Below are 12,664 nucleotides of genomic sequence, written 5' to 3' on the forward strand. Positions count from 1 at the left end.
CTCGATGCGGTGCGACCCATTCTGGTCGCTCTCACCACGGGGACGGAGCCGGATCCTGGTTCTCGACATCGTCGCCCGAAAACTTCTCGACTTTTTCCGGCGGGCCGCGAACGAGCCCGCGATCACTGCTCCCGCAGGCCCCACGGGGACCCGTACGCAACGAGCAGATCGAGGAACGGACGCGGGTCCAGGGCCTCGGCGCCGAGCACACCCACGCCGCTCCACACGCCGTTCGCCACGAGCTCCAGGGCGATCACCGGGTTGATGGCCGTCTGCCAGACCACGGCCTGGGAGCCGTACTCCCGCATCGACCACTGGTTGTCGACCACGTGGTAGAGGTACACCTCGCGAGGCGCGCCGTCCTTGGTGCCCTTCACCCAGGTGCCGGCACAGGTCTTGCCGTGCATACGGTCGCCGAGCGAGGCCGGATCCGGCAGGCAGGCCGCGACCACATCGCGCGGCGACACGTCACCGCCGGGCACGCTCACCTTGTGCGTACGGTCCAGACCGAGCTTGTGGAGCGTCTTGAGGGTGTCGATGAAGTCGTCGCCCAGCCCGTACTTGAAGGTGACCCGCCGGGATTCCACCCAGCGCGGGATCAGCAGGACCTCCTCGTGCTCGACGTTGACGCATTCCACCGGCCCGATGCCCTCGGGGAAGTCGAATACCTCCGGCTCGCTGAACGGGGCCGTGGTGAACCAGCCGCGGTCCTTCTCCCAGACCACCGGCGGGTTCAGACACTCCTCGATGGTGGTCCAGATCGAGAACGACGGAGCGAAGTCGTAGCCCTCGACGGTGAGATTCGCGCCGTCGCGGACACCGATCTCCTCGATCGTGTCGAACAACTCGTCCGCGGCGTACCGGGCGAAGACATCGGAGAGCCCCGGCTCGACGCCCACCCCGACGAGCGCGAGCCGGCCGGCCTCCTCCCACGCGGCGGCGCGCTCGAACTGCCCGTCGCCGAGCTTGACCCCGCACTCCTCGTACGGGCGCTCCGGATGCGGCGATGAGAGGGACATGGCCATGTCCAGATAGTCGACCCCCGCGGCCAGCGCCGCCTCGAACAACGGCATCACGAACCGGGGGTCGGTGGCGTTCACGAGGATGTCGCACCGCTGCTCGGTGAGCAGGGCGGTGACCGCCTCCCTGTCCGAGGCGTCGATGCGCAGCGCGGTGAACCGGGCCTGCTCCTCGCCGAGCGCGGCCACCGCGGCCTCGGCCCGGGAGAGGTCGTAGTCGGTGACGATCATGTGGTCGAAGAACGAGCGGCGGGCGGCGATCCTGGTGATCGCCGTACCCACGCCACCTGCGCCGACGAGCAGTACGCGCATGGCGGATGTGCCTTTCGTCGATGGGCCGGGCCGTGCGGCCCGATGCCCTTGGATTCGTCCATGAAAGGGGCGCACTTGAGTAACGTCAACGCTGTTGGCATAAGCTCGGAATCCGACAGGTCCACACCTACGCCGAGACCGGAACCAGTCCGGCAGAGGGGCTCCGATGGCGAAAGAAGTGGTTCCGGAGGAGGGGCGCCGGCGCAGAAGGCCGACCAAGCAGGGCGTGGTCGTCACCCAGCGGCTGATCGTCGAGACGGCGCTGCGCATGCTCCACGAACACGGCAGGGACGGGCTGACCGTGCGGCGCCTGGGTATCGCCCTGGGCGCCGACCCGAGCACGCTCTACCGCTACTTCCGCGGCATCGACGACCTGACCCTGGCGATCGCCGACGAGCTGATCGGCCGCGCGATGCGGGGATGGCGGCCCGGTGGCGAGTGGCGGAACGACCTGCGCGAGGTGGGCCTGCGCATCCACACCGCCTACCTCGCCCACCCGGAGGCCGCGGTGCTGACCGCCAGCCGGGTCAGCGGCCGGGCCAACGAGATCGCCGGCGACGAGGCGGTCCTCGGCATCCTGCGGTCCACCGGACTGCCCGACACGGACGTCGTCCGCGTCTACCAGGCGTTCGTCGACCAGGCACTCGCCTTCGCCGCACTGGATGCCGCGAGCCTGGCCCTGCCCGAAGCGGCACGCGCCGCCGACGAGCGGGTCTGGCGCGCCACCTACGCCCGGCTGCCCGCGGAGACCCACCCGAACATCGCCGCCACCGCGCCGCTGCTGGTGGCGAGAATGAACGACAGCGCCTACCCGACGGCGCTGGAGATGCTCCTCGACAGCGCGGCGGCGAGCGTCCGGCGCGCGCGGCACGGAAGCGGCCCGGACGACGCGGGCGCCGACTGAAGCCGCTCGACCGGGACCGTCCGACCGGGACCGTCCGGCCGGGACCGCTCGGTGGCTGCCGTACGGTCCCACCTGGCGGACCCCGGGGCCGCGGCGCAGACTGGCCGGAGACGACAGCAACCCGGAGAGGCCTGGGCGATGGGTGAGTACGCGGACCTTCCAGGTGTCAGGACCTGGTACGAGACCGAGGGGACCGGCGACCCGCTGGTCCTGCTGCACGGCGGCTTCTGCACCAACGACACATGGGGCGCACAGCGCGCCGACCTCGCCGCCGCCTACCGCGTCCTCCTGCCGGAACGCCGCGCCCACGGGCACACGGCCGATGTGGCGGGGCCGCTGACGTACCAGGACATGGCCGAGGACACCGTGGCCTTCCTGGAGCAGGTCGTCGAGGGACCGGCGCATCTGGTGGGCTGGAGCGACGGGGGAGTGGTCGCGCTGCTCGTCGCCATGGCCCGGCCCGACCTCGTGCGCAAGGTCGTGGCGATCGGCGCCAACTTCCGTCCGGGTCCCGAGTGTTTCGTCGAGCCGTCGATGCTCGACGCGATGACGCCGGAGGGGCCCGACCTCGCCTTCTTCCGGGAACTGTACGAGCCCGTCGCACCGGACGGCGCGAGCCACTGGCCGGTGGTGGCCGCGAAGGTGATCGACATGTGGCGCACCCAGCCGACGCTCACGACCGAGGAGCTGGCCCGGGTCGCGGCGCCCACCCTCGTCATGGCCGGCGACGACGACCTGATGACGCCGGAACACACGATCGCCCTCCACCGCGCGATCCCGGACGCACAGCTCGCGATCGTGCCCGGCGCGTCCCATCTGGTTCCGCTGGAGAAGGCGGCTCTGGTCAACCGCTTGATCCTCGACCATCTCGCGCAGGACGCGGTGGAGACGATGATGCCGATCAGGCGGGCGAAGGCGGAAACGGGGACTTCCGACGGCACGGTGCTCTGACCGGCCGATACTCGGCCCCGACGCTCCACAGGTCACCCGATCCGTGCGGCCGCCTCATCGCCCACGGAGCTGCGGGGGCCGCCGGAGCTCAGTCCTCCGTGCAGCTGAAGTCCTGCGGTGAGGTCCGCAGCTTGCCCAGCAGCCGGCGCAGCGCCCCCTGATCGCGTACGGACAGGTCTGCGAAGAGCTCCTGCTCCAAGTCATCGGCGCCTCCGCCGTGCTGACGTTCCTGCGCAACGAGGCCATCACGGCCTCGATGGGCAAGGTGGGCGTTCCCGACACCTGGTTCCCCCGGCTCGCCTCGCTCAAGGCGGCGGGCGCCCTCGGCCTCCTGATCGGCCTCGACGTGCCGCTGACCGGGTCGGCCGCCGCCATCGGCGTCTTCCTGTACTTCATCGGGGCCGTCGTCGCCCACGTGCGCGCCAAGGACTACGAGATCGCCCCGGCGGTGGTGCTCGCCCTCCTGGCGGCCGCCGCGTTGGTCCTGCGCGTACTGTCCGCCTGAGCGCCCCGCGCCCGCCGACCGCGACGCGGGGATCGGTACGGAGACCAGCGCGGAGATCAGTAGCAAGCAAGATATGCGCATTTATGCTGGCTCGATGCGATCTGCTCCTTGGTGGGCCTTGGTCTCCTCCGGCTGTGCCCCCGTGCTTCTGGTCGGTTCCTGGATGATTGCGCAACTGCGCCAAGGCCCGGAGTACGACCCCGCGCGGCACACCCTGAGCGTGCTGGCCGCCTATGGTGCCACCAGCTACTGGCTGATGACAGGGATGCTGCTGGTGCTGGGGACGTGTTACGTGCTGACGGCGAACGCGCTCCGGCAGGCGGCGTTGCCCGGGCGGGTGGCCCTGGCCGGCGGCGGACTGTGCGCCCTGGCCCTGACCCTGGTGCCGGCGCCGAGCAGCGGCGGGGCGCTGGAGCACGGGGCGGTGGCCACAGTGGGCGTCCTGCTGCTGGCGGTGTGGCCTCCGCTGGCCTCCGTCCGGGGGCGGAATCCGGTGCCGTGGGGGCTGAGACTCGATGTGTCCCTTGCCGCGAGCGCGTTGATGGTCGCGAGCGCTCTCTGGTTCGTGGCGGAGCTGCAGGGCGATGGCACGCCCGGCGTCGCCGAGCGCGTGGTGACGTTCGTCCAGGCACTGTGGCCCTTTCTGGTCGTCATCTCCTGCCGCAGAAGGGCGGCCTGACGAGTCGCCACCGCAGGAACGCCACCTCCTGCCGGGGCGCCGGCCACCAGGCAGGAGTCCGGTGCGACTCACCGACGCCCAACGTGCCCGCGCCGCAGCCAGGCGTCGATGGACGCGTAGTCGCTGTCCGTCAGGCCCGACCGGGGATCCACCCGGTGAAGCAGCGCGGGGCCCGGGTGATGGGCGGAGACCCAGTCCCGGTCGGTGCCGGTGATCTCGTCGTCGACCCAGACGAAGGGACGGCCCGCGGCTCGCGCCACGAGAACCCGGGTCTTCCAGTGGAGCCCGTTCCTCTCGTCCTCATCCTCGTCGCCGTTTCCGCATGAGCCGTCCCCTACGGAGGGCTCCGGCCACCGGACGACATCCAAGGGAGGGAGGCCGATACGAGGGGCGATCCAGGTGTTCGCGTCCTCCATCCAGGTCGTCGCCCAGACGAGCTCGCAGGGCAGCGCCCTGAGTCGCGGTCCGTGCCGGGGGTCGATCCTGGTCAGGAGCGGATTCGCGCCGGTGCCAGGGCTCTCGGGGCCCGCCTCGTAGGTCGGGTACGGGTGGGCTGACGCGCCGAAGGGGATGAGCGGCCCGTCGACGTCGAGGAACAACAGCGGACACGGCGCGGTGGGATTCACGGGAGCACGATAGCGACGGACCCGAAACGCGGCGCACGGCTCCACCGCCCACAGCCTTCCGCCCACAGCCTTCCGCCCACGGCTCCACCGCCCACGGCTCCACCGCCCACGGCTCCACCGCCCACGGTTCCACCGCCCACGGTTCCACCGCGCACAGCCTTCCGCCCACAGCCTTCCGCCCACGGATCCGCCGTCAGAACCGGGCGGCACGCGGCGCGAACGCCGTCACGGACGGCTCCGGGGCGACAGCAACCCGCTGTCGCCCCGAAACCCTGCCCGGACACGCCCTAGCCGAGCGGCTCGACCCACACATTGCGGTAGCGGATCTTGCTTCCGTGGTCCTGGAGCTTGATCGCCCCGGCCGTCGGACCCTCGGCCGCCCCGCCGCCGGTCGCACCGTCGACCGCCACGTCGTCGTGGACGGTGACGCCGTTCCACACGACGGAGATCCGGGCGTCCTCCGTCTTGTTGCCCGAGGCGTCGTAGCGGGCGGCGCGGAAGGTGATGTCGTACGTCTGCCAGGTCTCCGGCGCCGTGGCGGCGTTCACATCGGGAGCCTTCTTGGTGTAGATCGCCCCGGCCTCGTTGTCGGCGAGCGTGGTGTCACCGTACGAGTCCAGGATCTGCACCTCGTAACGCTCCTGCAGGTACACACCGCTGTTGGCGCGATCCTGGCCGGTCACGTCCGGCGGGAGATTCGGCAGCCAGAACTCGACATGCGCACGGAAGTCCTGGAAGCCCTGCTTGGTCCGCAGGTCCCCGCCGGATATCTCCATCTCCCCATCGCTCACCGGCCATTCGGGCGTGCGGCCGTCCGGATGCTGCCAGGCCGCCTGGTCCGTGCCGTCGAAGAGCTGGACACGGGCGCCCTTCGGATGGACGGTGATCATGTCCAGGTTCACATGACCGGTGTCGCCACTGTCGTACGAGTACGTGATCGTGTTGCGGCCCTCACGCAGCTCCAGTTGCTCGGTCCCCGTCGACCAGGTCTTCCAGTCGGTGGTGGACAGCAGCTCGATCTGCCGCACCTTCTCGCCGTTGACGTGGACGCTCACCGTCTTGGTGCCGGGAGCCGGGTTCGGCCCGTTGGAGTAGCGCAGACCCACGTCGTACGGACCCGCCTCACCGGCCTCCACATCGAAGGTGACCGCCGCGCCCTCCTCGCCGAAGTTGTCGACGAATCCGCCGCCGGAGTAGCCCGCGTGCTCGGTGTCGACGCCCGCGCCTCCGGTGAGGGCGCCCTCCTCCGCCTCGTACCGGGTGGCCGGAGGCTGGTCGCCCGGCAGCGAGTTGAGCGTGTACCAGGCCTCGGTGCTCCACAGCTCCGTACCGTCGGCGGAGCTGAAGGGGCGCGGCGAGCGGACGTGGACCACGCGGTTCGCCTTGAGCCCCGGGATGGTCAGCGTGACCTTCCTGCCGTCCTCGGAGAGTGTGGCCGCGCTGACGGCGAGCGACTCCTCGTCGATCTTGGGCCCGCCGTACTGCGGCGTGGGGGCGTACGTCCACTGAGCGACCTGGTAGCTCTCGGCGAGCTTCGCGGCCGTCTCCTCGGAGAGCGGCTCGGTGTACTCCAGCTCGAAACCGCCGGGCTTCGCGCGCATGGCCAGGATGTCGAAGGCCTTGTCACCGCTGGGGGAGAGCTTCTGGAGCCCGTAGGTCAGCTTGCCCTCCTGGCCCCAGTTGCCGCCCGCGCCGAGCCCGCCGGCGTAGATCGCGCCGTCCGGGCCCATGCTGATCCGGTTGACGCCCGCCTCCAGGCCCTGGGTGAAGCGGAAGACCGCGCCCTGGTACTCGCCGTCGACCTTCTCCAGGTAGGCGCGCTGGATCCCGCCGTACGTGACGTCGCCGAACAGCATCTGCCCGGCGAACCGGCCCTCGGTCAACTGCAGGGGCGTACTGGGGGAGTTGGCTATCTCGTTCTGCGGCAACCACAGCACCGGTTTGGTGACCGGCTTCGCGTCGAACGGGCCCGCCGGGTTGGTGTAGTGGTTGAAGAACCGGTCCTGCTTGATGTGGAGCAGCTTCGAGGAGGGCAGCCAGCCGCCCTGGTTGTCGAGCACGAACATGTCGCCCTCGGGCCCCCAGCCGATGCCGTTGGGCGTACGCAGGCCACCGGCGACGTAGTCGACCTCACCGGTCTCCTTGTTCACCTTGATGGTCGATCCGCGGTTCGGCGCCGGCTGTGGATCGGTCGTCGCCCCGCCCAGGTTGATCGCCACGGACAGGTTCAGATAGAAGTACCCGTCCCGGTAGAGCAGGCCGAAGGCGAACTCGTGGAAGTTCCCGCCGTACGGCCAGGTCGCGACCGTCCGCTGCTCATCGGTCACGTCGTCGCCGTCGGAGTCGGTGAGCTCGGTGAGTTCGTGCTTCTGCGAGACGTACAGCTTGCCGTCGACGGCCTTGATGCCCATGGGCTCCTTGAGACCCTCGGCCACCTTCTTCGCCGTCACACCGCCGGGACCGGTCTCGCCCTGGACGCCGTCGAGGAGATGGACCTCTCCGGTTTCGTTGTCCGTGCCGCCCCAGGTGGTCACGGCGAGCCGGCCGTCGGGCAGCCAGTCCATCGCGGTGACCTGCGGCTCGAAGCCCGCGGGGCGCAGATCGGTGAGCGCGTAGTCCGGGTGCACCTCGGTCAGGGGCAGCCCGTCGCCGGGGGAGTCGAGAGCGCCCTCGCACTCCTTGCGGCCCGGCGCCGTCACCCGTACGACATCGGCGTCGGTGCTCAGCACGGAGTTCGGCACGACGGCGAAGTCCCCGGCGCCGGGCGGCTTCCACTCCAAGGTGATCTGCTGTCCGCCCGTACGGTCGAAGTGGTCGATCCGCAGCGCGTGGTGACCCTCCGTCAATTCGACGGAGCCGTCCTTGGGTTCTGCGCCGTGCAGCCCGTCGTGGTCGATGACGGTGGAGTCGTCGATCCGCAGCCGCGAACCGTCGTCGCTGGTCAGCCGGAAGGCGTACGCACCGTCCTCGGGAACGGCGAGGTTGGCGGTGACCTGGGAGACGAAGTGGTCGCCGAAGCCGAAGTCGTCCGGCGAGCTCCAGTCGATCTCGGGCATCAGCTTGTCGACGTTCGGCGTCTGCCCGGCCTTGATGTCGCACAGTTCGCCGAGGGGGACCTGCACATCGAAGACGCGCAGGGTGACGCCCGGCTCCTGCGGCGGCAGTTCGTCCCGCGGCGCCGGCGCGGCTGTGGCCGGTACGGCGGAGAAGGCGCCGACGAGGAACGCGGAGACCAGCAGACCGGTGAGATGTCTGCGGCGACGGTGGAGCGGCCGTGGATGCATTCTTCCTCCTGGCCCCTCGCGGCGAGGGGCACGTCGCGGCGGTGGGTGGGGCCACCCGGCGCCCGGGGGTGAACGTTCGGCTCGTGCGGTGGGGCAGCGCATGCTCCGGACGGGATCCGGTGGCTGCGCCGAGAACAGTAGGAGGCTTCCACCGGCGGCGTCCATACTTCGTCACCACAGTGTTCAAAGTTCGCCGGTGATGATGCAAAGTGCTCAAACCCCTTGTTGTGCAGGGCATCTGGTGGTCAGTCAGCAACGACCAGATGCCCCGCACGCCCCCGCTACGCGCCCGGTTCCGCCGCGCAGCCGAGATCCCGAGCCGGGCGCTGACCAGTCGTCAGGAAGTTTGTCACCGTGTCGTTCGCGCAGACGTTGCCGTCGAACGGATAGACGCCGTGCCCACCCTGATCGGCCGTCACCATCACGGCCCGCTGGCCGAACGCCCGCCGCAGCTCCCGGGCGCCTGCCAACGGCGTCCCCGGGTCGCGCTCGTTCTGCACCATGAGCACGTTCGACGGACCCCGGTCACCGATCCGCACCGGCGGCTCGACCTGACCGGTCGGCCAGAACGCGCACGGACCGATGCTCGCCGTGGAGCCACCGAGCATCGGATACCGCAGCCGGTCGACAGCCACGTTGCGCTGGTACTCCCGAACCGTCCCCGGCCAGCGCGCATCACCGCAGATCACATAGAAGCGCGCCGCCATGAGGTTCTCCAGATTCGCCGGCAGGGGCAAGGAGGGCGGCAACGGCCGGTCCGTGTCGAGCGCCTGCCAGAGCTCCGCCAGGTGCGGCATCAGGGCATCCGCGTAGAGATGTTCGAACGTGGCCCCGCGGAACGCCGTCCCGTCGACACCTTGGACAGGCTTCCTCTCCAACCGCTTCGCGAGGTCGAAGAACTTCGCGGTCACCTGCTCCGGCGTGCTGCCCAGACCGTACTCGGGGTGCGCGGCCGCGAACCGTGCGAAGTCCGGGAACCGGTCCTCCAGCCCACGGGCGAACAACCGCATGGCCGCGACGTCGTAACCGCCGGGACCCAGGTTGCTGTCGAGCACGACCCGGTCGCCGCGCCTCGGGAACATCGTCGTGTACACCGCACCGAGGTACGTGCCGTACGAATGGCCGAGGTAGGAAATCTTCCGCTCCCCGAGCGCCGCCCTGATCCGGTCCATGTCGCGCGCGGTGTTCGCGGTGGTGATGTGCGGCAGCATCCACGCCGTCCGCGACGTGGCGCACTGCCTCGCGACGGTCCGCGCGTACCCCGCTTCCCGCGCGACGTCGGCCGCGGTGTGCGCGTACGGAGCGAAATTGCCGCGGTACTGCTGCTCCTGCGTCAGATCGCAGGTCACCGGAGAGCTGCGACCGACACCACGGGGATCGAAGCCGATCACATCGTAGGAGTCCAGCACCTCCTGGGGCAGACCCGATGCGGCGAGAACGGCCGGATAATCGAGCCCCGCACCCCCGGGACCGCCCGGATCCGTCAGCAGCACACCGCGGCGCTTCGACGGGTTCTCGCTCGCCAGCCGGGAGATCGCGATCTCGATCCGGCGGCCGTCCGGGCGCCGGTAGTCCAGTGGGACGTCGAGCGTCGAGCACTGCAGACGGGGCGCGGCGACGTCCTCGGGGCACGGGCCCCATCGCACGGTCTCCGGACCCGTCCCCGCGGCGCCCAAAGTCGCCGCCGACGCTCCCGGCATCGCGGCCGCCACCGCCACCGCACCGGCGGCGAGGGCCAGGGACAAGGATCTACGCATCAGATGTCCTCCTGAAGAAGGGCGCACAAGGCGCCGGAAAATGCGGGCTCACAGCGCCCGCCGCTGACTGCGTGAAGCGCGTGACGGATATGCGGTCGTGAGAGCGGCCACCGCTCTGTGGCCCTCACCTCCTCGGCCGGGCGGAAGACCGGGCCCGCGGTCCCACTCCGGTTCGGACCGTCTCCTGGCCGCGGACCGCCCCATAGCCTCCGGCCCGCTCGACGGCGGACTCCCGGCGGATGTGCGCCCAGCCACCGGCCACCACGGAGAGCAGCGCGACGAGCCCGAGGAGCACCATCGAACCGGCAGAGCCGCCGGGGACCCGGCCGAGGAGACCCCACAGCAGCGCGGTGTCCCGGTCGAGCAGGCCACGGATCACCGCCTGGGACGCCAGGGCCGTCACCGCCATCCCGGCCGCCTCGAGCGCCACCAGGCCACGCTCACGCATCGCGCCACTCCGTCCCACGTCCGGTCGTTTCGGTACGGGGACGAGTCTGTCCGCGCGGCGCAACCGGGCACATCGGCCCCGCGGCCCTGAGCGGGACCGACCAGTGGCGAGGCGCTCGTACGACTCCGGTCGAAGACGCATCCGCCCTGGGGCTGACTCCCCGGCCCTGCGGCTTCGCGATACTGAACGGGTGAACACGGACGGCGCGCCACAGCTCGGATGGTGGCAGCAGACCTGGCGGCTGGCGGCGGCCGCGGCGCTGAGCGTGCCGATCTGGCTCTACATCGGCGTGCTGCTGCACAACCAGGGCGCCGGACCGGACCCCTGGTTCCGCATCGGCGATCCGCTGGTGGCCCTCGCCTGCCTGATCGTGTTGCCGTGGCGGCGGCGGTTCCCGCTGGCCGTTGCCATGACGGTCACGATCGCCTCGACCGCGTCGGCACTCGCCACCGGCACCGCCCTTCTGGCCCTGGGCTCGATCTCCACCCGCCGTCGGCCCGTGGAGATCGGGGCGGTCGTCCTGGCCTATGTGACCGCGACGCAGTTCGTGGGCGGGTTCTACCCGGTCCAGAACCCGCCGGGCACGTTCTGGCTCCAGCTCGCGCTGCCGGCCCTGACCGCCGGCATCGCGGTGGCCGTGGGCATGGCCATCGGCGCGCGACGCGTCGAGGTGCGGTCTCTGCGGGACCGTGCGGAGAGCGCGGAGCGGGAACAGGCGGCGCGAGCGGCACAGGCACGGGTCCTGGAGCGCAACCGGATCGCCCGCGAGATGCACGACGTACTCGCGCACCGCATTTCCCTGGTCGCCATGCAGGCCGGAGTGCTGGACCACCGTGGCGACCTCAGGGCCGAGGAGAACCGACTGCTGGTCCGCGGCATCGCCGAGGGCTCCCACCAGGCGCTGGAAGAGCTGCGGGACGTCCTCGGCGTGCTCCGGGCGGACCCGGGCCACCCCGAACCACCGCAGCCCTCCCTCGACCGCATCCCCGACCTGGTGGCCGATGCCCGCACGTCGGGCCTGGACGTCACGCTGACCACCACCGTGACGGGAACACCGACCGACGTCGCGGGCCGGACCTGCTACCGGGTGGTCCAGGAAGGCCTGACCAACGCCGCCAAACACGCTCCGGGCGCACGCGTCCACATCGCTGTCGAGGGCGGCGCGGGCGACGGACTCGGCGTCAGCGTCCGCAATTCCCCGGCCACCGACAGACCCGCACAGCGGCCACCGGCATCGGGATTCGGCCTGCTCGGCCTCACCGAACGCGTCGACCTCGCGGGCGGAACGCTCCACCACTGCCCCACACCCGACAACGGGTACGTCCTCACCGTGCGGCTGCCATGGCCGGCCCCCACCCATGAAAAGAGAACCTGAGTGGACAGTGAGCAGCGGGAGCCGGTACGCGTCGTCATCGTCGACGACGACCAATTGGTGCGGATGGCGTTGCGGCTGGTCATTGACGGTGAGCCGGACCTGACCGTCGTCGCGGAGGCGGCCGACGGGAGGGCCGCGATCACGGTGGCGGACGAGCAGCGGCCGGACGTCGTGCTGATGGACGTACGGATGCCGGTCCTCGACGGCCTCAGCGCGACCCGTGAGCTCCTCACCCGGCCCATGCCGCCCCGGGTGCTGATGCTGACGACCTTCGACTCCGACGACCTGGTGCTCGGCGCGCTGCGGGCCGGAGCCTTGGGGTTCGTCCTGAAGGACACCCAGCCGTCGCGGATCCTCGACGCGGTGCGGACCGTCGCGGACGGCAACCCCGTGCTGTCCCCGGCCGCCACGGCACGGGTGATCGCCGCGGCCACCGGCCCGCAGTCCTCCCATGCCCGTGACGCGTCCCGTCGGGCCGCGCGGGACCGGCTGTCGGCACTGACCGAGCGGGAACGCGAGACGGCCGGGGCGATCGCGGACGGGCTGGGGAACCCGGAGATCGCGGAGAGGCTCCACATCAGCGTCGCGACGGTCAAGGCACACACCGGCAGCCTGTTCTCCAAGCTGGCGGTCCAGAACCGGGTGCAGGTCGCGCTGCTGGTGCGCGACGCGGAGGAATGACCCGCGGCATCACCCTGAATGGGCCGGTTCGCACGGGAGTCGCACAAACGGCAAAGGCAAGGAGGGAAACTCTCTCCTTGCCACTCTCAACTTATAGCTCACCGGGGGGCTTGCGGCAAGGCC

11 protein-coding genes are annotated in these 12,664 nt (G+C 70.7%); 6 read left to right on the plus strand and 5 right to left on the minus strand.

Going from position 1 to position 12,664, the window contains the following annotated elements; genetic code table 11:
* Nucleotides 1-122: 122 nt before the first annotated feature.
* Nucleotides 123-1,331 (minus strand): saccharopine dehydrogenase family protein, encoded by a 1,209-nt coding sequence (locus AC0VY3_RS17455; protein WP_475549977.1) that lies wholly within the window; start codon nt 1,329-1,331, stop codon nt 123-125.
* 166 nt (nt 1,332-1,497) lie between these two features.
* Here AC0VY3_RS17455 and AC0VY3_RS17460 point away from each other — a divergent pair, with 166 nt between their 5' ends.
* The 4 genes from AC0VY3_RS17460 (at nt 1,498) to AC0VY3_RS17475 (ending at nt 4,370) form a co-directional block, all read left to right on the plus strand.
* A complete protein-coding gene (locus AC0VY3_RS17460; protein ID WP_475549978.1) occupies nt 1,498-2,235 on the plus strand; it encodes a TetR/AcrR family transcriptional regulator in 738 nt (245 codons plus the stop codon).
* 138 nt (nt 2,236-2,373) lie between these two features.
* Complete coding sequence (locus tag AC0VY3_RS17465) at nt 2,374-3,186, plus strand: alpha/beta fold hydrolase (RefSeq protein WP_475549979.1); 813 nt, start codon at nt 2,374-2,376, stop codon at nt 3,184-3,186.
* A gap of 217 nt (nt 3,187-3,403) precedes the next feature.
* On the plus strand, nt 3,404-3,691 hold the full coding sequence (locus AC0VY3_RS17470) for a DoxX family protein (RefSeq protein WP_258047301.1): 288 nt from the start codon (nt 3,404-3,406) through the stop codon (nt 3,689-3,691).
* A gap of 94 nt (nt 3,692-3,785) precedes the next feature.
* Nucleotides 3,786-4,370: a DUF998 domain-containing protein gene (locus AC0VY3_RS17475; RefSeq protein WP_475549980.1), complete on the plus strand. Its 585-nt coding sequence runs from the start codon at nt 3,786-3,788 to the stop codon at nt 4,368-4,370.
* Nucleotides 4,371-4,438: 68 nt separating this feature from the next.
* On the opposite strand, the gene AC0VY3_RS17480 is transcribed toward AC0VY3_RS17475, so the two are convergent.
* From AC0VY3_RS17480 to AC0VY3_RS17495, 4 genes are all read right to left on the minus strand, one after another.
* Nucleotides 4,439-4,996, minus strand: a complete 558-nt coding sequence (locus tag AC0VY3_RS17480) for an HAD domain-containing protein (protein WP_475549981.1) — start codon at nt 4,994-4,996, stop codon at nt 4,439-4,441.
* A 287-nt stretch (nt 4,997-5,283) separates the two neighbouring features.
* Nucleotides 5,284-8,280 carry a 3-keto-alpha-glucoside-1,2-lyase-like domain-containing protein gene (locus tag AC0VY3_RS17485; RefSeq protein ID WP_103511115.1) on the minus strand — a complete coding sequence of 999 codons (2,997 nt, stop codon included), beginning with the start codon at nt 8,278-8,280 and terminating at the stop codon, nt 5,284-5,286.
* 281 nt (nt 8,281-8,561) lie between these two features.
* A complete protein-coding gene (locus AC0VY3_RS17490) occupies nt 8,562-10,037 on the minus strand; it encodes an alpha/beta hydrolase (protein WP_103511116.1) in 1,476 nt (491 codons plus the stop codon).
* 124 nt (nt 10,038-10,161) lie between these two features.
* Nucleotides 10,162-10,485: a hypothetical protein gene (locus tag AC0VY3_RS17495; protein ID WP_103511117.1), complete on the minus strand. Its 324-nt coding sequence runs from the start codon at nt 10,483-10,485 to the stop codon at nt 10,162-10,164.
* 190 nt (nt 10,486-10,675) lie between these two features.
* On the opposite strand from AC0VY3_RS17495, the gene AC0VY3_RS17500 reads away from it, so the two are divergent.
* On the plus strand, nt 10,676-11,860 hold the full coding sequence (locus AC0VY3_RS17500) for a sensor histidine kinase (RefSeq protein WP_103511118.1): 1,185 nt from the start codon (nt 10,676-10,678) through the stop codon (nt 11,858-11,860).
* The gene (locus AC0VY3_RS17505) at nt 11,861-12,541 is read left to right on the plus strand and encodes a response regulator transcription factor (RefSeq protein WP_242740951.1); all 681 of its coding nucleotides are present in this window, start codon (nt 11,861-11,863) and stop codon (nt 12,539-12,541) included.
* Nucleotides 12,542-12,664 lie beyond the last annotated feature (123 nt).

This window comes from Streptomyces sp. iso_384 (assembly GCF_056172905.1).